The sequence below is a fragment of the Glutamicibacter sp. AGC84 genome, assembly GCF_053543575.1.
Genome location: NZ_JBLVOC010000008.1, coordinates 1 through 17,932, shown reverse-complemented (window position 1 = coordinate 17,932; position 17,932 = coordinate 1). Strand labels below are relative to the sequence as shown.

The 17,932-nt window shown below is 58.3% G+C and carries 17 protein-coding genes and 1 pseudogene; 6 read left to right on the top strand and 12 right to left on the bottom strand.

From position 1 onward, the window contains the following. Nucleotides 1-8: 8 nt before the first annotated feature. From ACNPN0_RS06040 to ACNPN0_RS06005, 8 genes are all read right to left on the bottom strand, one after another. Nucleotides 9-311 (bottom strand): hypothetical protein, encoded by a 303-nt coding sequence (locus ACNPN0_RS06040; RefSeq protein WP_013350251.1) that lies wholly within the window; start codon nucleotides 309-311, stop codon nucleotides 9-11. Nucleotides 312-737: 426 nt separating this feature from the next. Further along, complete coding sequence (locus ACNPN0_RS06035; RefSeq protein ID WP_013350250.1) at nucleotides 738-980, bottom strand: hypothetical protein; 243 nt, start codon at nucleotides 978-980, stop codon at nucleotides 738-740. A gap of 490 nt (nucleotides 981-1,470) precedes the next feature. Next, a complete protein-coding gene (locus ACNPN0_RS06030) occupies nucleotides 1,471-2,481 on the bottom strand; it encodes a DUF4192 family protein (protein WP_448938515.1) in 1,011 nt (336 codons plus the stop codon). Between the two features lie 355 nt (nucleotides 2,482-2,836). Then, on the bottom strand, nucleotides 2,837-3,061 hold the full coding sequence (gene nrdH / locus ACNPN0_RS06025; protein WP_448938516.1) for a glutaredoxin-like protein NrdH: 225 nt from the start codon (nucleotides 3,059-3,061) through the stop codon (nucleotides 2,837-2,839). Between the two features lie 16 nt (nucleotides 3,062-3,077). Further along, complete coding sequence (locus ACNPN0_RS06020; RefSeq protein ID WP_180993171.1) at nucleotides 3,078-3,245, bottom strand: hypothetical protein; 168 nt, start codon at nucleotides 3,243-3,245, stop codon at nucleotides 3,078-3,080. 52 nt (nucleotides 3,246-3,297) lie between these two features. Beyond that, the gene (locus ACNPN0_RS06015; RefSeq protein WP_102599349.1) at nucleotides 3,298-3,684 is read right to left on the bottom strand and encodes a hypothetical protein; all 387 of its coding nucleotides are present in this window, start codon (nucleotides 3,682-3,684) and stop codon (nucleotides 3,298-3,300) included. A gap of 457 nt (nucleotides 3,685-4,141) precedes the next feature. Then, a complete protein-coding gene (locus ACNPN0_RS06010) occupies nucleotides 4,142-4,378 on the bottom strand; it encodes a toxin-antitoxin system HicB family antitoxin (RefSeq protein ID WP_102599348.1) in 237 nt (78 codons plus the stop codon). Further along, nucleotides 4,375-4,968: a ParA family protein gene (locus ACNPN0_RS06005; RefSeq protein WP_102599347.1), complete on the bottom strand. Its 594-nt coding sequence runs from the start codon at nucleotides 4,966-4,968 to the stop codon at nucleotides 4,375-4,377. The genes ACNPN0_RS06010 and ACNPN0_RS06005 overlap by 4 nt, the downstream gene beginning before the upstream one ends. A gap of 385 nt (nucleotides 4,969-5,353) precedes the next feature. On the opposite strand from ACNPN0_RS06005, the gene ACNPN0_RS06000 reads away from it, so the two are divergent. Further along, nucleotides 5,354-8,422, top strand: coding sequence for a Tn3 family transposase (locus tag ACNPN0_RS06000; RefSeq protein ID WP_448938517.1), 3,069 nt, complete (start codon nucleotides 5,354-5,356; stop codon nucleotides 8,420-8,422). Nucleotides 8,423-8,711: 289 nt separating this feature from the next. Here the strand turns inward: ACNPN0_RS06000 and ACNPN0_RS05995 are convergent, their stop codons facing one another. Together ACNPN0_RS05995 and ACNPN0_RS05990 are read right to left on the bottom strand one after the other, a co-directional pair. After that, complete coding sequence (locus ACNPN0_RS05995; protein WP_448938518.1) at nucleotides 8,712-10,046, bottom strand: MFS transporter; 1,335 nt, start codon at nucleotides 10,044-10,046, stop codon at nucleotides 8,712-8,714. Continuing rightward, nucleotides 10,043-11,719, bottom strand: coding sequence for an ABC-F family ATP-binding cassette domain-containing protein (locus tag ACNPN0_RS05990; RefSeq protein WP_096253937.1), 1,677 nt, complete (start codon nucleotides 11,717-11,719; stop codon nucleotides 10,043-10,045). Before ACNPN0_RS05990 ends, ACNPN0_RS05995 begins: the two co-directional genes overlap by 4 nt. 588 nt (nucleotides 11,720-12,307) lie before the next feature. Here ACNPN0_RS05990 and ACNPN0_RS05985 point away from each other — a divergent pair. Continuing rightward, nucleotides 12,308-12,910 (top strand): recombinase family protein, encoded by a 603-nt coding sequence (locus ACNPN0_RS05985; protein WP_448938519.1) that lies wholly within the window; start codon nucleotides 12,308-12,310, stop codon nucleotides 12,908-12,910. A gap of 158 nt (nucleotides 12,911-13,068) precedes the next feature. On the opposite strand, the gene ACNPN0_RS05980 is transcribed toward ACNPN0_RS05985, so the two are convergent. After that, nucleotides 13,069-14,502: a hypothetical protein gene (locus tag ACNPN0_RS05980; RefSeq protein ID WP_448938520.1), complete on the bottom strand. Its 1,434-nt coding sequence runs from the start codon at nucleotides 14,500-14,502 to the stop codon at nucleotides 13,069-13,071. Nucleotides 14,503-14,659: 157 nt separating this feature from the next. Then, nucleotides 14,660-14,890: a hypothetical protein gene (locus tag ACNPN0_RS05975; RefSeq protein ID WP_442347035.1), complete on the bottom strand. Its 231-nt coding sequence runs from the start codon at nucleotides 14,888-14,890 to the stop codon at nucleotides 14,660-14,662. 201 nt (nucleotides 14,891-15,091) lie between these two features. Between ACNPN0_RS05975 and ACNPN0_RS05970 the strand changes: the two genes are divergently transcribed. The 4 genes and pseudogenes from ACNPN0_RS05970 to ACNPN0_RS05955 all read left to right on the top strand — a co-directional run. Beyond that, a complete protein-coding gene (locus ACNPN0_RS05970) occupies nucleotides 15,092-15,280 on the top strand; it encodes a hypothetical protein (protein WP_448938521.1) in 189 nt (62 codons plus the stop codon). Nucleotides 15,281-15,364: 84 nt separating this feature from the next. Next, entirely contained in the window at nucleotides 15,365-15,595 is a 231-nt protein-coding gene (locus tag ACNPN0_RS05965) for a hypothetical protein (protein WP_448938522.1), read from the top strand. 96 nt (nucleotides 15,596-15,691) lie between these two features. After that, nucleotides 15,692-17,281: pseudogene (locus tag ACNPN0_RS05960) on the top strand (IS1634 family transposase). A 328-nt stretch (nucleotides 17,282-17,609) separates the two neighbouring features. Continuing rightward, nucleotides 17,610-17,932: hypothetical protein (locus tag ACNPN0_RS05955; protein WP_448938855.1), on the top strand; the 323-nt coding region annotated here is incomplete at its 3' end.

The window sequence follows — 17,932 nt, the reverse complement described above, 5'->3', positions numbered from 1 at the left end:
CCCCCTTCTCAGTCTTCTGCTTCTATTCTCATACTTGCCCCGTACATGGTTCCCCGTGAACCAGTGAAAGTATGAAGAGCTGCTATCAACTCCGAGAACGCATACTGTTCGCCGCCGGTAAAGCCTCGCGGCATTCTAATCCCGTTCAAACCGGCAAGTTCATTTTCCGTAACCCTCCATTTGACGACCGCCGTGCCATTATCGTCAAAATTGGGATATTCGATATAGATTCCCCACGGAGTTAGGCGAGCTTCATACCCACGTTCGTTCACTAGGTAATCAACATACCTTTGACGCTTAAATGTCTCCATAGAATAATCCTAAGTCCTCCAAGCAAACAATCTAGTTACGGTAGCGAAGATCTCTGATAATGAATTCCGACAGGTTACGATTGCGATGGACCCAAGGATCTTTTTTCGCCACGAACTGTCATTGTTAGAGCTTTCTCACAGTTAGCATCATACGAACCCCAGCAGCGCCAAGGGTTAACTCTGATACCTCCACGTGGTCTTACTCCTTTAAGATGATGTGCCCATGATAGGTGTTCCTCGTGGCCTGGCAAGTGATATTCGCTTATCAGAGGCCATGCACGGGCCACGATCCGCCGTCGAAGGAGAACTCAGGTACCGCAGCTTGTGGCTTGTGTGCGGGAGGTCGTTTGGTTCCTGCTGTCCACGTGGGTGCAGGAAAAGCAGCGCAGCGATTGGGCTTTTGCTGTGCACAGGTGGGCAGGAGGCTTAACCGCGATGCCCTGGTTTCGTCGCGGTTGATTCGGCTTCGGGTAGGGTTTCCATCCAGCAGGTCGCGTTGATCGCGACCTGTAGCGTTGCCAGGGCTTGGGCGACGGCTTGTTTCGTGTCGGGATAGTCCTTGTTCCACGAGTCGGTGCTCATGGTGATGCGTCCGGTAGCGGCGAGGTCTTCCAGCTCGTTGGCCAGGGCTTTGAGATCATCGAAAATCTCTGAGGCGTTGCGAGTCATGGTTGCTGTCCTTCGGTGGTGGGGTACGGAGGAAGATTATCGAACGTCACCGACAAGTGCGGCAGCCACGTCCCGTAGGTCTCCCCTTTCTCGTCCTCCCAGACCACGTGCACTAAGTGCGGGGTGCGGGCGGTGGCCTGTCCGTGAATTTGTGGGGTTCCGGTGGGCGTATGAATGAGAGCGGTTACGGCTTGATGTGGCTGGATGGGGTGGCCTGGGTAGTCTCCGGGCTGTAGCCGCATCACTCGATAGGGTTTGCTCTGGTGAGTGAAAACGTCCCAGGGGTTCGGTACCGGGGGTGAGGTTTGAGCGCGGCGGCCGGGGGAGCTGGCGGCGGAGGCCGCCGCGCGCGATTTCTGCAACCGCTCAGTGTCCGCTTGCAGGTTTCTTTCCCAGATGCTGGGGTCGCTAGTCATAGGTTTTATTGTCCTTGGTGTGCTGGGGATATGGCTAAGTGAGGGGCTTGGTTGCCCCTCACTTAGCCGGTTATTTACTTATCGGGTGTGCTGGCCGATTTCGGTAGCTTCCCGCTGGTGAACAGTCGCCGTTGCAAGTGTGAGAGCCGGTGTTCCGGGTCAATGGCTAGTGCCTGATCCAAGAACTTCATCGCTTCGGTGCCCTGTCCGGCCATCCAGCGAGTCCATCCCAGCGCTGCCAAAACGTTAGGGCGGTCATCGCCGGCCAGGAACTCTAGCGCCTCGTAGAGCATCGCTGCGCCGGCATCGAAGATCTTCCGATCAGCGATCAGCGTATCTCCCATGAGCAGCTCGGCCAGCTCCTGCTCGGTGCTGGCGGTTCCGGCCAGTGCTGCGGTGGCGGTGTCGCGTCCCATGCGCAGGGCGTAGGTTCCGGCGATCCAGCCGGCCATGTCCTCGGTGACTTTCCCGTGATCGAGGTAGCGGGCGATCTGGTGCATCATGTCGTTGCCGAGCTGAAGGGCGATGCCAGTAATACCCCGGGCTTGAATGCTCAGGTAGTCCTCCCCCGCCATCTGCGCGATGCGCTCAGCCTTGGCATCCATGGTGGCCTCGGTGGCTTCGGTGCACTGCGGTGCATCCTCGGCCAGCCGAAGCGATCCGGTGGCCAGCATAGCTTCGAGGGTGAACGGGTTGGTGTAGACCTCGGCGTAATCCACTGCGTCGGTACTGTCCCCGTCGTAGTCCATGATCTGCCCGTTGGTGACCAGAACAGCCTTGGCGATGGGTGCGCCTGCTGAGTCAAGGCGCTGGCTCAGTTCGTCGTACTGGGCGAACGTCATAGCCTTGTCGCCCTCGTAGCTGACCAGAATGGTCGCATCGATCGGCTCGCTAATCGAGGCGAGAATCCGAATCACTGACGAGGCGAACTCCGAAGCTTCGGTCTCAGGGTGTGCGTCGATGCGCAGGGTGGCCAGTACCGAGCTGTTGGCGCAGAGTACCAGCACGATGGAATCGGTGGGGTCAAGGTGCAGGGCTGCGCGCACGAGGCTCGCAATCCCTACCTTGTCATTAATGGTAGCCATGGTGACTGCCTTTCCTTGGTTCTCAACTGAGGCCCGAGCTGGTCTTTCCAGCATGGGTTCCTATCCCCTGTTGATACTTCAATTCTAGCAGTTTGCTATCTTGCTAGCAAGCTAGTTTGCTGTTTTTGTTGAAAGATGTTTGCTATCTTTCAAGCATCCTAGAAAACTTGCTTAGCAGGTCAACGCAACTTTTACGCGTGATTGCATGGGTTCCCCTTGTTCCGATACATGCCAAAATGCACGCCTGAAAGTTCTGTCAGGGGTGGGCGCTAGTCCATCGCGTAGCGACGCGCAGCGCCCTTGACTGGGCTTTCAGACGTGCAACAATCGGGCATCGGGGCAAGGAAAACCCCGATTAGGGAATGTCGATCTTATCCGGCCGGAATCCTGACCAGTGATCTTGATCGGTGACCACGACAGGGGCTTGCCCGTATCCCAACGATCGGACATATTCGAGCGCTTCTGCGTTCTGGCTGATGTCGATCGTTTCGTACTTGATGCCCTTTTTGTCTAGCGCCCTATAGGTGGCGTTGCACTGGACGCAAGAAGGCTTGCTGTAGACGGTGACAGTCGATTTCATGGCTTTCTTCCTAGTGCTAGGCCTGGGCTTCCAGGGCGGTGATTTCTTGGGGACTGAGCTTGTAGGCAAAACTGCATTGTCCGAATGCTGTCGCTGCTGCGCTGGCTTCTACCTCCGTGTCATAGAATCCGAGAATTTCCGTGACTGGGCAGTTCAGCACGACATAAGGGGCAACGGTAGTCATTGGTGATCTGCTTTCAGGGGCGTGGTGCCCCGCCTTTCGGCGGGGCGGTTGGCTAGTCGTTGGGTAGTCCGCGATATTTTTCGGGTAGCTTCTCGAACTGCTCGGGGACTCCTTCAGGGCCGTCGCTCTGTCCGGTCTTCCAGAAGAAGTGCGCGTCGCGGTCTATGGCTTCCTTGCACGCTTCCAAGTTGTCGAAATACTTGGTGGTGGTGTCGCCTTCAACGTAGAGGCCGTATCCGAAGTGGCGCTGTCCGCTGACATCCTGGGCTTGTCGGGCGAAACCGATGATGTAGGGCCATGCGCCGAAGTCGTAGCCTTCACCTCCCCACTGCGAGATGACCGTCCAGCCTGCTTTCTCGGCGGTTTCGATGTAGTCGTAGCCGTCTCCTGCGCAGTCATCGAGTGGCAACTGCGGGCCGGCGAATTCGATGCTAGTCATTGTGACTGCCTTTCCTTGGTTCTCAACTGAGGCCCGAGCTGGTCTTTCCAGCATGGGTTCCTATCCCCTGTTGATACTTCAATTCTAGCAGTTTGCTATCTTGCTAGCAAGCTAGTTTGCTGTTTTTATTGAAAGATGTTTGCTATCTTTCAAGCATCCTAGAAAACTTGCTTAGCAGGTCAACGCAACTTTTACGCGTGATTGCATGGGTTCCCCTTGTTCCGATACATGCCAAAATGCACGCCTGAAAGTTCTGTCAGGGGTGGGCGCTAGTCCATCGCGTAGCGACGCGCAGCGCCCTTGACTGGGCTTTCAGACGTGCAACAATCGGGCATCGGGGCAAGGAAAACCGGTACCAGGTTTCGGGCACCAAAAGGCGAACCCGACCGCATAGGAAGGCGGTCGGGTTCGGTTTGCTTCCAAGGAAAGGAAGTGAATCTATTGTCTCACGGGCGGCTTAAGCACGCTTCTCGAGGAATTCTTGGAGAGCTTGTGCCACGAGAACCTGCTGCTTGATGTCATTAGCCGCAGCGTAGAGCTTGATCTGAGTATGCAGCTCTTTTGGTATCCGCACGTTGAGCGGCTTCATCTCCGGCTCATTTGATTCTGGGGTCCTGAAGCTCTCGCTCACCGAGGCAGTCTTCTCGGTTGAAGTTTTCGCAGCTGGCTTCATCTTGTCTTTAAGGCTGCTCATGACAGTGCCTCCATTAGTTCCTTGGCCACTTCTTCATAGCCCATCAGGTCGGTGGGAATTTCGCCTGGAATAGTCTTGAATGCCTGGCGGTGCTTGATTCGGGTGTCGAACAGGGCCAGGTCGCTGTCTTCCAGGAATTCCAAGCTATCCCGGAGTGCGACCGTTTGTTCGTTGACCTTGGTGAAAAGGGCAATCCGCGCGGTGTCGGCCGGCAAGTTCGCGTTCGTGGCGACCAGTCGCCGTAGATCCATGACTGCTGGCTCTGTTGGCATGATGACCACATCAGCAATCTTGATTGCGGCATCGATAGTCGCCGGATCTCCTGGGGGAGTGTCGATGATGACGAAATCCGTGGTGCTCTTGCCAGCAAGCCGCTTCAGTTTAGCGATGTTCACAATCTCGACCGGGAATGGCAGCGGAGTTCCAGCCTCCTGAGCGTCTTCAGCCCATTCAGTGGCAGAACCCTGCATGTCGGTATCCCAGAGCTCGACAGTGAAGCCCAGGACAATGAGTGCACAGGCGAGATAGATGGCGCTGGTCGTCTTGCCTACGCCGCCTTTGGTTTGCACGAGTGCAATGGTTGTTGCCACATTCGCCTCCTAATCATTTGCACGCAAGTTATTTTGCATGCAATATCGTAAAATCGCAAGCTATCTTGCAATTTTTCTACCTAAGCATAAGATTACTAGTTTGCTAGCATTCACGCAAACTATTTTTCAAAATAGCTAGCAAAATTCCTTTATGGGCTTGAGTTTATCTGACGGAGCGGGGGAGTAGCCTAGGCTCGTTATGCCTGAGGAACTTGTGGACGTGTTTTTACGCCGGCCGGTGCGCCCTGGAAGATTCGGCGGGGCGGCCGTGTCTGGCAGGTGGTGGTGGAGCCAACCTGTCATTTTGAGCGGGTCGCGGGGTGTTGGTAGTAACGGGGACGGATTGAGCGCTAAGCCCTGCGAGGGCGCGAGGTAGCGTGGTGGTATGTCTACTGATCAATATTTGACTGAGGAACAAGCGGTGGTGTTCGGGCGGTTCGTAGGCGAGCCATCTCAGGCGGAGCTGGAGCAGTTCTTCTATCTCGACGCGGCTGACCTGGAAGGGATTGCTGAGCGCCGCGGTGACCATAACCGGCTAGGTTTCGCGCTTCAGGTTGGGACAGTACGGTTTCTGGGTGCTTTCCTGTCGGATCCGCTGGATGTTCCGTGGTCCGTGGTGGAATATTTGGCGACACAGCTCCGAATCGCTGATCCGTCGGTGATCAAGCGGTATCCCGAGCGGGTTGCGACTCCGAACGCTCATGCGCGGGAGATACGCCGGCTCTATGGCTACGTGGACTTTACGGGAGCTGCGGTCGAGGATCTGAGCGAGTTCGTTTACTCGCGCGCCTGGACGCATGGTGAGGGGCCGAAGGCGTTGTTCGCCCATGCGGTGGCTTGGTTACGTCGGAAACAGGTACTCCTTCCTGGCGTGACGAGACTGCTGAAGTCGGTTCAGGCTGCTCGTGAACGTGCAGTGTCGGAGCTGTACGAGCGACTGGCTGGGGCAGCAATGGTCGCGGATCCTGAGTTGCCGGGACGTTTGATTGGATTGCTGGCCGTTGATGAGGGTGCCCATGGGTCCAGGCTAGAAATGTTACGCGCAGGGCCTGTGAGGTTGTCCGGGCCTGCCTTGAACAAGGCCCTGGCGCGGGTCGAGCAAGTCAGTGCCTTGGGGATTGGCGCGGTGGAGACTTCAGGAATTCCTGCATCGCGGTTACGGGCGCTGGCACGGTATGGGGTGGAAGCAAAGGCTCAGTCGCTGCGACGGTTGGCGGAGCCGCGCCGCACGGCCACGTTGGTTGCGACAGTGGAAGCGTTGTCAGTGGTGGCGGTCGATGATGCGTTGGACTTGTTCGATGCACTGATGTCGTCGAAGGTATTGGGGCCCTCGAAGAGGGCTGCGGTCGCGGCACGGTTGGAGACATTGCCGGAGCTGGAGAAGGCCTCGGCTGTTCTTGCCCGTGTCGGCCGTGAATTGGTCTGTCTGCTGGAGGAAGCGGGCGAGCAAGTGGATATAGCGAGGGTATGGGCGCGGCTGGAGAAGGTCGCCGCAAGGGATCAGATCACGCAGTACGCCGACACGGTCGGTGCTCTCATCCCGGATGCCTCGGGACTGGAGGGCGCGATGCGTGTGCAGGTGGCCCGCCGATACCGGACGGTTGCCCCGTTCCTGGGGTTGTTGGCTACCGTGTTGCCACTGCGGGCAACGGCAACGGGACAGCCTGTGCTTGATGCCCTGGCCGGATTGGAAGCCCTGCGTGGCCGCCGGCAGCTCCACAAGGACGACGTTACCGAGGCCTTGGTACCGGCTGCCTGGCGCGCGGCGGTGTTCGGTCGCGACGGTGTAGAAGTTGACCGGGAAGCATGGATTTTGTGCGTGTTGGAGCAGCTACGCGTTTGCCTGCGCCGTCGGGACGTGTTTGCCACACCATCGACCCGGTGGGGCGACCCACGCGCCCAGCTGCTCGACGGTGAGCAGTGGGAACAGGTACGTGATCGGGCGCTGACCAGCTTGGGCCTGGAAGGGCCGGCTGCTGAACACCTGAACGATCGTGTTGAGGTACTGGATACGGCCTGGAAGAACTTGACGGCAAGCCTCGAGGAAGCGGGCCCAAACGGTTCAGTACGGGTGGAACCCTCAAGTACGGACGGGCGCACACGTTTGAAGGTTGACCGTCTGGATGCCCTGGAGATCCCGGACTCGCTGCGTGAACTCCGTGGGCAGGTCGCCTCGATGCTGCCACGGGTGGATCTTCCCGAGCTGCTGCTGGAGGTTCATTCCTGGACCGGGTTCCTCGACGCCTACACTCACATCGGGCAGTCCAGGGCCCGTATGGATGATCTGCCGCGCTCGGTTGCGGCGCTGCTGGTTGCAGAGGCCTGCAACGTTGGCCTGACACCCGTGGTTGCCGAGGGCCACCCGTCTCTGACGCGCGCTCGGCTTGGACACGTGGATGCGAACTACCTGCGCAGCGAGACTCACGCCGCCGCGAACGCGACCTTGATCAAGGCCCAGGGTGAGATCCCTGTCGCTCAGGTGTGGGGCGGTGGGCTGCTGGCCTCGGTCGATGGTCTGCGGTTCGTGGTACCGGTACGCACGATTAACGCTGCCCCGAACCCGAAGTATTTCGGCCGTGGACGCGGGCTGACGTGGTTCAACGCGGTCAACGACCAGGTGGCCGGCATCGGCGCCACTGTCGTGCCCGGCACCGTGCGTGATTCACTCTACGTGCTGGACACGATATTGAACCTCGACGGCGGCCCCCGACCGGAAACGATCACCTCGGACACAGCTTCCTACTCCGACATGGTCTTCGGGATCTTCGCCCTGCTGGGCTACCGGTTCTCGCCACGGATCGCCAATCTGTCCGACCAACGCCTCTGGCGCGCAACCCCGCGTGGCACCACGGACTCCGATTACGGGTCGCTGAACGATGTCGCCCGCAACCGGATCAACTTAGCCAGGATCGCCGCACACTGGGATGACATGACCCGCGTCGCTGCGTCTCTGGCGACAGGGACGGTGCGCGCCTACGACTTGCTACGCATGCTCTCCCGTGACGGCAGCCCGTCCCCACTCGGTGCCGCGATCACCGAATACGGGCGCATCGACAAGACCATCCACCTGCTCGCCCTCATCGACCCACTCGAGGAAACATACCGGCGAACGACCCATACGCAGCAGACCGTCCAGGAATCACGCCACCGTCTGGCACGCGCCATCTTCCACGGGCGGCGCGGGCAGATCTACCAGCGCTACCGCGAGGGCCAGGAGGACCAGCTCGGTGCACTTGGCTTGGTCCTGAACGCCATCGTGCTCTGGAACACCCGCTACACAGATGCCTCCATCAATGCACTGCGCGAGGACGGCAACCTCGTGGATGACGCCGATATCGTCCGGTTGTCCCCGCTCGGCGATCAACACGTCAACATGCTCGGTCGCTATGCCTTCACCACCACCACACCAAGCGGGCTTCGCCCCCTGCGTATCTCCCCTGATAGCGCTGACTGAACCATAGGTAGCGGGTCTGATACTGGTATGGACCACGCTGCTCTGAACGTAACCAGTCCCGCAAGAACCCAAGGAACGTCTACTGGGACAGCTCCTTTTGGCGAACCTGTCTGTGCGCGGTTCACCGCGATTTGGAACATTCAATTCTTGGCAGCGTGCTCGTGAGTTCTGGACTTGTGGCAGCGGGAACGCTGCTGCGGGATTGCCTCCTGCCTGCCCCTCGTGGGCGTGGAAGCATCCTTAGCGGACTCCCACGCCCAGGTGATGAACATTTGCACCTGTGAGGGGGTTATTCGTGTTCCTGACGTATCAACTCGATGGGGTCTTGGCTCTCAGTGGTGGCATTGAGAGGATGCTTCATTTCGTCTCGTCGCATTCTCCCGGCGAGTACGGCAAGGACCGCGATCAATACCGGTGTTGTCCCTGCTACGGCGAAGATGACGGTTGCGGGCACCACCATTGCGATGGGGCCGACCAGGGCAATCGAAAGTGGCATCAGCGCGATCGAAATGAAAAAGTCCAGGCTTGCGACGCGGCCAATCATGTTTATCGGAACCCGCTGTTGCAGAAGCGTGCCCCAGATGACCATTCCTGCCCCTGAGCTGAATCCGACAATGAACAGGGCAGCTGCCATCACCCAGAACGATGTAGTGATACCCAGGAATGCTAGTGGGATGGTCCCGGCACCCCAGCCAAGCACCATGACACTCAGGTAGCGGCGTGGCATTCGCAGGGAAGAAACAACCAGCGATCCAACCGCCCCTCCCATCCCGAACGCAGTGAGGAGAAACCCAAAAACCTGCTCGCCATTGCCGAAGTTGTCTCGTGCAATGAAGGGAATGAGCACTTCTATCGGCCCCATGATGATCAATGTCATGAGGCACGCAAAGATGAGTGTCCAAAGCAGCCATCTCGTTTTCACCGTAAAGGAAATACCTTCACCCAGATCCGCAAAGATACCTTGTGACGCTGCGGCTCGATCTAGTTCTTTGGGGCCTCTCGGGTCTGGACGTATGAAGACCACCAGGCTCAGTGCTATCGCATAGAGTGCGGCGACGACCAACGCGCCGTGCATCGGAAGAAATGCTCCCACGATCATTCCTCCGATCGCCGGCCCGATTCCTTGCCCCATAGTGGGTCTGAGTGCACCTTCCAAACCGTTGGCCGCCAAGAGTTCATCCGGGGGCAAAATGGTGGGCAGGAAAGCACTGTAGGCCGGGTAGAAGAACGCGCTCCCAGCCCCGAGCATTGCTGAGGCAAGGGCCATGTGCCAAAGCTGGATACCTCCACTGAACGCCATAAGGGTCACCATTGCCACGGCAGCCAAGTTCGTTGCCTGGACCGAGATGATGATGGTCCGTTTCGAGAAGCGGTCGGCGGTGACACCTCCGACCAGAGCGAAGGCGAAGAGGCCGCCGCTGAGGCAGGCCGCGACCATTGATAGTGCCGTGGGTGAGTTGTCGATCGAGAGTACCTGGAAAACCATCACGATGGTCCACATGCCGGTTCCGAAAAGTGATAGACCCACCGCGCCTAGTAGTAGGCGGTAGTCACGATGATGAAGCGGGGCCAAGGCCCGCCATTTTGATGCAGAAGCGGGTTTGTGATGTGGTGACGTATTCATGAGGTGCGCCCTTCGAATGTTGAGCTTCCAGACCAGTTTTCTTTGGGGTTTGCCAAGTTGATGTGCTGCCAGCTTGCAAGGTCGCGGCGAAGTTGACGGTCGTGGGTCGCTACTATTACGGCGGCCTTCGTCAGGTGTAGCCCCTCGGTGAGTTCATCAACAAGGGATATGGACAGGTGGTTACTGGGTTCATCGAGCAACAGCACATGAGGTTTGGTTGCCAGTGCCATCGCAAGATCGAGACGGCGCTGTTGGCCCATGGATAGCTCCCGCACGGGACGGTTAAGATCGGCCGAGGATAGAATCCCGAGCGACTTGAGGGAAATCATTTCGCCTTCTTTGAGCGTTCCGGCGCTGGTCAAGGTGCCGAGGTGGGCGTTGAATGCGTCGCGTGCCCGCAATGTCGTTGCGGTAGGAGATTCCTGGGCAAGGTATGCGATTCTTGCTCCACGGGCATGATGGATTTCTCCGGTAGAAGGTGCGAGGGTTCCGGCCAACACGTTAAGGAAGGTTGATTTTCCGGCACCGTTCGGCCCGGAGACCACAAACTTGCTGCCCGACTCGAGGAAAAGCGTCGTCACTGAGGGCATCCGCCCATCGACTGCGACTTCCACCGCCTGGATCAGTGTGACACCAGGCCGCGCGGAAAGTTCGGGCATTCGAAATTCAAGCGGTGGCTCGGGAGCAGTGATTCTGTGATTTTCAAGGTCATCGCGCCGTCTGTGCACCGAACGAACAAGACCTGGGGCACGGGTTTGCCGCTGGTGTTTCCCTGTTCCCTTGGGCGGTCGCCATCCCGACACGAGCCGGTTCTGAGCGGTTGCCAGGTCTTGGGTCAGTCGGGAATGTTCGGCTTGTTGCTGTTCGTATTCATCGACCCACCGTTCACGCTCTGCTGCGCGTCCTTCCTTGTACCCCAAATACCCTCCGCCGTAGAGGCGCGGAATCCCGTCTCGGCTCGGGTCAAGATCCAAGATGTGGGTTGCAACATCTGTCAGGAGTGCCCGGTCGTGGCTCACGACGACGATTCCTCCTGGGCTACCACGCAGCTGCTCGGTGAGATAGTCCAGCCCCTGCTGATCGAGGTGGTTCGTCGGTTCGTCCAGGAGAAGGAAATCATGTTCAGCGCCCAATAGGCAGGCAAGCCTGACGCGATAGCGCTGACCCACAGATAGTTCAGACAGCAGTTTCTCTCTGTCGGTGACGGCACCCAGAGCTTCGAGAGCGACGTCAACCCGGCGATCCGCGTCCCAGGCATCAAGCGTCTCGGCCGCATTCAGGGCTTCGGTGAATATCTCCTCCGCTCCTGGTGACTGGGCCGCCAAGGCTTCTGCGCCAAGATCAAATGCGCGCAGCGCAGCGCGGGAATCGGCCAGTTGCTCGGTGATGAGATCCCCGACCGTGCGGCCGTCATCGGTGGGCATTTCTTGTTCGGCGATGCCGAGCGTGCCAACGCGTAGCACTGTGCCTGAGTCAGGTGCCAGTATCTCGGCAAGGACGTGAAGCAGGGTTGATTTTCCGCGGCCGTTTTCGCCGACGATCCCCACTCGGGTTCCTGGTGTGATGGTGAGGTCAACGTTGGTCAGGACCCTACGCCCGCCACGGACAACATGAATAGTGGAAGCTATGAGCTGCGCGCGGGCGCGTGCAGGCAAGCTAATTGTGATGGTCATTATTCCTCCGAAAGGGAGGCGCAACCGCTCGGTTAGAAAACACCCATGGTTAGAAGTGATGGGCGTGATGTGGAGCGGGAAATGCGCTCAGATCTGCTGGGACGCCACACATGACAGAAATGTCGGTGACGATGGCATGAAAAACCAGCCCGCAGCCTCGGAAAACTCACAAGGAGCAGACTGGTGTTAGCCCCAGTAGACGAAGAATAAATAATTCACAGTTGCAATTGTACCATGGCAAGTGTTCAGTGGCGGGCTCCGTTTAGACTGTCGATTGAAGCTGTCCCGCAAGCTGGTCCCCTTGCGGACGCGAAATCGTAGTGCAGAGGACTTCGGACAGTCAGTGCAGTCGGCTTAGGGAAATGACAGCGTGTTTCCGCAGGGGCGCATTCCTGTATACCCGGTGCCCGGGAAAATGCCCGGTGATGCGGGTGCTAACCGGGATACACTGCGGCCGGACGTAGCATGTCGAGAAACGGTCATTTGACGACATCCCGAACCTGTCGGTGACACGCCTCGGAAACTATGTCGGAAACCCGTGATGGAAATCAATGTCGTCAAACCATGCGGCACCGGTATTATCGACATATGTTGATCGGATATGCGCGTGTTTCCACCGCAGACCAGAACCCGGACCATCAGGTAGACGCCCTCATGCGTGCGGGGGTCACCCCAGATAATATCTACATTGACCATGCCAGCGGCGCCAAAGCCAGCCGGCCCGAGCTCGATAAGGCCCTTGCCTCTGCCAACCGAGTTGGCGACCAGCTTGTCATTACTCGCCTGGACAGGCTCGGGCGTTCGGTGCTCCATCTGGTCACGCTTGGTGCGGACTTACGAGAACGGGGCGTGGGGCTGGTCGTTCTTGAGCAGGGCATCGACACCACGACCATGGAAGGGCGCGCGATGTTCGGGATGCTCTCCGTTCTTGCCGAACTTCAACGAGAGCTCATCGTCGCAAATACTCGCGACGGTCTCGCCGCTGCCCGCGCCCGCGGACGAACAGGGGGAAGACGCCCGAAGTTGACGCCCGACCAGGCCCGCCACGCCCAGCAGCTCTACGACGCCGGGGACCATACCGTCCAACGGATCGCCGACCTGCTCCAGGTCCCGCGCTCCACGATCTACGGCCACCTCAACAAAGAAAGCATCAGACGGCGCCCCACCGACAAAGGGCCTATGCAGGCTTAGCGCTCAATCCGTCCCCATTACTACCAAGACCCCTGTGTTAACTCGAGTACTAAACGTGTGGCTTGTGTGCGGTCGGTCGTTTGGTTCCTGCAGTCCATCATGTGTGCGAAAAAGCAGCGGAGCGAGAGGGCTTTTTTCGTGCCCATGTGGGCAGGAGGCTAGGAACATGCCCCGGTTCGGCGTGCGGCAGCCAGGGCTGCGCGTGCGGCTGCGGCGCCGCGGGAAGCGGTGCTGCGCAGTTGCGGGCGCTGCGCGGCTTGTTTGGCGCGGCGTTCGGTTGCGGCTCGGGCGGCGGCGCGTGCGTGGTTGCTGGCTGCTGCTGCTCGCTGGGATCGGCTGAGCGTGATTTCTCCGGTGGCGGTGCGCCATTGGTTCATGCGGTGCAGGATCGCTGCGCGCAAGATCCGGCAGTAGTCGATGTAGGACTGAGTTTCACGGTTGTGCTGGGGTAGTGCTCCCCAGGCTTCCTTGCCGTGCAGTCCTGGTGTGGTGCGCCATTCGAGGGCGTGTTGGATATCTGAGATTGTCCATCCGTTGGAGAAGAAGGGTTTGAACATGTTGAGCACGTTTTTCTTGGAAAAACGGGCAAAATCTGGCATCCGACGCAAGATTTCAGCGGCAGCCGATAGCCCCTGTCCTCTAGAGCTGATCGTTCTGTGAGCTGGCCACAGTTCGACTGGTCGATGATCGGCTTGGTGAGTTCGCACGGCGGAGCCGTGCCTTGGGTTGATTGTGCCGCGTAGCGGCTCATTGTGAGTGTTTTCTTCGCGCGTGCGCGTGTAGGAACTTACTTCGTAAGTGGTTAACCCCCCTACGGGGAGGGGTTCTAAGTTATTTCCACAGGCAGTGTTGTTGGGGGTTTGGTGGGTTGGTCGGGTAGCGGTGGTGTCTTCGGCGTCTTGGTGGCGTAGTCCGAGGCCGATAGGGCGGCAGATGACGTAGACGGGGGCTTCGTTGGTAGCTGGTTGGCCGGCTTTGGCGGCGTATTGTGCGCTGCGGCCGGAGGCGACGATGCCGAGGATGCCGTGGGTGCGCAGGAAGCGTAGGGCGTTTCCTACGGTGGCGCGGGATACGCGTGCTTTGGTGGCGATGGTGTCCCAGGTGATGCGCACCGTCATGCTGTCGTGGTCGGTGTAGCGAAGGAGGACCCAGAGCACGGCGAGGATGTTGCGTTTGCAGTCTTTGCGGCGTTCGAGCAGGGCGTCGAGGGTGCGTGTGGCGCGCCAGGCTTGGGCGGTGTGGTCGATTTTCTTGCTGCCGTTGGGGATGGCCCAGTTGATGGCGCGGGGGGAGGTTTCCTGGGCGCGCGAGACCCGCTTGATGTGCAGGGGTGCGGGGGTGCGGGCGTGTTTGGTGGCGAGGGCTTCTTTGCCCGCGTTGAACTGCGTCTTGCCTTTGGCGCTGAAGGTTTGGGGGGTTTCAGCTTTGGTGAAAGGACGGTGTCCTTTGGTGGTGTGGGCGAGGATTGCGGCGATGCGCCCGTCGGTGGGGCGGGTGCACCAGCGTGGTTTTGTGGTGTGGATCGCGGTGTTTTGCGGCGTTTCTTTGGTGCTGGTGCTTGATTGGGCGCGCGGAGGCGCTACTATAGACACATAAGTCCTTTTCTCTTTGGAGGGTAAAGGAAGGGGAGCATCCGGCTTGGTAACCGGAAGCTTCGTGGTAAATCTCGATCTGGGAACTTTGGCGAGCTACACAGATCGGATTCAGAATTTCAGTCCCGCGCATTGCGCGGGCTTTTCTGTTTAAGGCTTAGTCGATAGGCAGGTGGCCTTCCTTGCTATCGTTTTGGGGAACCCATGTTGGAAGTCCTCGGTCGTCATATTCCAAGGTCTCCACCATGAGGTCGAAGAATGCGGCGGCTGACATGCCAGCTTTCTTCGCAAGATCCGCGAAATGCTCTTTATTTTCGCGCTCGACCTTCCACCCCATCGGCGTAGGGTGTTTCATGGTGCCATAAGCGCGGCCATGCGGATTCTTCATATAAACATCCTATGGTTGCGCAACCAAGTTAATCGACTCGCGACACGCACAAAGTTTATTTTTCAGGTATCCGATAGTCACTGGATGCTGATAGAGGCGGATCTGAAGTAATTGTCTGGGTAGTTCTGTATCCCGGAGGCTCTCTTCGGTACTACGAATCTCTGAAGTATCTTTATCTTTATGGCGGGTTGGGAAGGGTCTATGCATCCCGAATGGGACATGATGTATGCAGCCGGACTGACGGCCCGCGAAATCGCCGACCGCTGCCACAAGGGGGTCACCACCATCCACGCGCATTTCCAGGCACGGGAAAGGTATGAACCCGGTACTCATGCCAAGCATGAAGCAGCATTGGCCGCTAGGGGAGTGGACCGCCCGACGGTTCGCTGACGCAAGAGACTGGCTGAGGTCCTGGAGTACTAGAAGACCCGAGACCGGCTTCCACGCCATGATGGGGATGAAGCAGAGCTCCAGTTGCACCGGTGGCTGCTCGAGCAGCGACGGGCCCACCGCAGCAATTCGCTGTCTCTCTCGAAGATCGTCCTGCTGGAAGACCTCACCGGTTGGAGCATCGATGCGCATCAGCGGCAGCTCGATGAGGGCTGGCGGGCGCGCCTAGCCTCGCTGGTGGAGTTCGCCGGAACCTATGATCGGACGCCGAGGTACCAGACCTATTCCACGGACCTGTTTCGTGCCATGTTTTGAGAACTGAAAATAGATATGGGTTTTGACCTGTAACTTTAGGGAACGCGCAGGCGCGATGTGGTTACTAAAAATAGGTGTTTCTGTACGCTGAAGAGCATGGGATCACGATATATACGCAAGGTTCGCACCGCTTGCGGCGCGATTGCAGTGCAAATCGTGGAGAAGAACGGCAGAACCGTCACCGGCATTGAACACCTCGGCTCCGCCAACACCGACCAAGACCTCGCGGTCCTGCTTGCTACTGCGAAAGAACGCCTGTTGCCTGGCCAGGGCACCCTCGATTTCAGCATCGAGCAACAACCTGCGGCCATGGATGATGTCCCGAACTGGACCGTTCAAAAGTTGCCCGTGGAAGCAGGAGCCGTCGGGCGGCCACGCAGCGCGCCGGTCGACGCTGACGCGAGAGTCATCGCATCCCCAGCTACGGAACTCTGGGAAATTCTTGAGGCCGCCTACGACCGACTGGGATTCAACATCCTGGATGACACAGCGTTCAAGGCCATGGTCCTGGCCAGGCTGATCGAACCGACCTCATAAGCAGATACCGTTCGTGTCCTCAAACACATTGATGCACCTCACCCGTCCTTGCGGACCCTGTTCCGCAGCCTGGGTGCCTGCATCGAGAAGGACTACCGCGATCAGCTGGCCAAGGCCAGGGTCGCCTACCGGTCGGCCACCGCGGGCTTGGCCTCCTTGGTGATGTATGACGTGACCACGCTGCATTTCGAGGCGAAAGACGAGGACAAGCTACGCAAGGTCGGCATGAGCAAAGAACGCCGCGTCGACCCGCAAATCCAAGTGGGATTGCTGGTTGACCCGTCTTGTTTCCCTTTGGAGCTGCATATGTTCGAAGGCAACAAGGCCGAAACCACCACGATTATCCCCGTCCTGGAAGCGTTCCAGGAACGCCACGGCCTCACCGACTTGGTGGTCGTCGCTGACGCGGGCATGCTTTCGGCCAATAATCTAAATGCGATTGAGGACGCGGGGTTCAGGTTCATCGTCGGATCCCGGCTGACTACGGCGCCCTACGACCTGCAGGAGCATTTCGATACCAAGGGCAACCGGTTCACCAACGGCCAGGTTCTTGAATCCACCCAGGTCATGGGTACCGGGAAGAACGGGCGGGAACGCAGAGTGGTGTATCAGTGGTCGGCCAAGCGGTTCGCGAGGGATAACCGGAATATCAACCTCATGGAACGCAAAGCCCTGGCGGTGGCCGAAGGGAAATCGCCGTTGAAGAAGGTGCGGTTCTTGAAGGTGACTGGGGCCGATAAAGAACTGGATGAGAAGGTCATTGAGCGGGCCAGGATGTTGGCTGGCTTGGAGGGTTACGTGACGAACCTGCCGATCGAATCGGTGCCTGCCACGCAGGTGATCGGTGCGTATCATGACCTGTGGCAGGTGGAGGCGTCGTTCAGGATGACGAAATCGGATCTGCGGGCCAGGCCGATCTTCCACCGTGAGAAGGATTCCATCGACGCGCATTTGACTGTGGTGTTCGCGGCGTTAGCTATCGGCCGGCATTTGCAGGAACTGACAGGGCTGCCGCTGAAGAGGTTGGTCACTGATCTGAAAGCCGCCAGGTCAGCGAAAGTACTGGTCAACGGGCAAGTGGTGACGTTCGCTGCGCAGATTCCTGAAGGCTTGGAGGAAGTGCTTTCGCGTCTTCGTGGTGGTTACTAAGGCGTTTGGCACGACACAGGACGGAGGCCGAACGGGTCCTCGGGATCTGGTTGCATGTGCAGCATCAAAGACGGGCATAGGGCACGCTGCTGCCGTGGCGTCTGGAGATGATGGATGCTGCGTTCCTGCACTGGCAGAGTCGGATGTGAATGCAACACCTCATTAGGCGTGACTTCTGAAAAGTTGGCTACCAGAAGTTTGCACGAAATTGCCGACCGATTTTGATGAAAAATTCATCGAAGATATCCACGAACATTTCCATAGCAATAGTTAGGGTAAAGTTTCTCCTAGTTTTTCACTCCTAAGAATTAGTGATTATGGGGAAGTCTTGAAAAAAATCGGTAAGGTAGTAATTTCTGGGTTGTTGTTTATTTCTTTACTAGCAGGAGCGACTCCGCCTGCGGTAGCTCATGCTCTCCCCGCCGCTACCACTCAGACAGATACGGTTGATCCTGTTTTGACTTCAGTCTCCATGAAGTCTGCAAAGACTCTTCGCCCAGGACAAACACCTACGTTTGAGTGGGTGGCCACCGATACCAGTCCAGTGCGAAACATGGCTTTCTGGATCTATGCGCCTGATGGCCGCATCAAATACGCGTACTCAAATTCATCAAACTTTGCTGGGAACAAATCAACGGGCACCGCCCAAAC

Coding starts and splice junctions, on each gene's coding strand:
- ACNPN0_RS06040 (WP_013350251.1), bottom strand. CDS start 311: ATGGAGACATTTAAGCGTCAAAGGTATGTTGATTACCTAGTGAACGAA.
- ACNPN0_RS06035 (WP_013350250.1), bottom strand. CDS start 980: ATGACTCGCAACGCCTCAGAGATTTTCGATGATCTCAAAGCCCTGGCC.
- ACNPN0_RS06030 (WP_448938515.1), bottom strand. CDS start 2,481: ATGGCTACCATTAATGACAAGGTAGGGATTGCGAGCCTCGTGCGCGCA.
- nrdH (WP_448938516.1), bottom strand. CDS start 3,061: ATGAAATCGACTGTCACCGTCTACAGCAAGCCTTCTTGCGTCCAGTGC.
- ACNPN0_RS06020 (WP_180993171.1), bottom strand. CDS start 3,245: ATGACTACCGTTGCCCCTTATGTCGTGCTGAACTGCCCAGTCACGGAA.
- ACNPN0_RS06015 (WP_102599349.1), bottom strand. CDS start 3,684: ATGACTAGCATCGAATTCGCCGGCCCGCAGTTGCCACTCGATGACTGC.
- ACNPN0_RS06010 (WP_102599348.1), bottom strand. CDS start 4,378: ATGAGCAGCCTTAAAGACAAGATGAAGCCAGCTGCGAAAACTTCAACC.
- ACNPN0_RS06000 (WP_448938517.1), top strand. CDS start 5,354: ATGTCTACTGATCAATATTTGACTGAGGAACAAGCGGTGGTGTTCGGG.
- ACNPN0_RS05995 (WP_448938518.1), bottom strand. CDS start 10,046: ATGAATACGTCACCACATCACAAACCCGCTTCTGCATCAAAATGGCGG.
- ACNPN0_RS05990 (WP_096253937.1), bottom strand. CDS start 11,719: ATGACCATCACAATTAGCTTGCCTGCACGCGCCCGCGCGCAGCTCATA.
- ACNPN0_RS05985 (WP_448938519.1), top strand. CDS start 12,308: ATGTTGATCGGATATGCGCGTGTTTCCACCGCAGACCAGAACCCGGAC.
- ACNPN0_RS05975 (WP_442347035.1), bottom strand. CDS start 14,890: ATGAAGAATCCGCATGGCCGCGCTTATGGCACCATGAAACACCCTACG.
- ACNPN0_RS05970 (WP_448938521.1), top strand. CDS start 15,092: ATGCATCCCGAATGGGACATGATGTATGCAGCCGGACTGACGGCCCGC.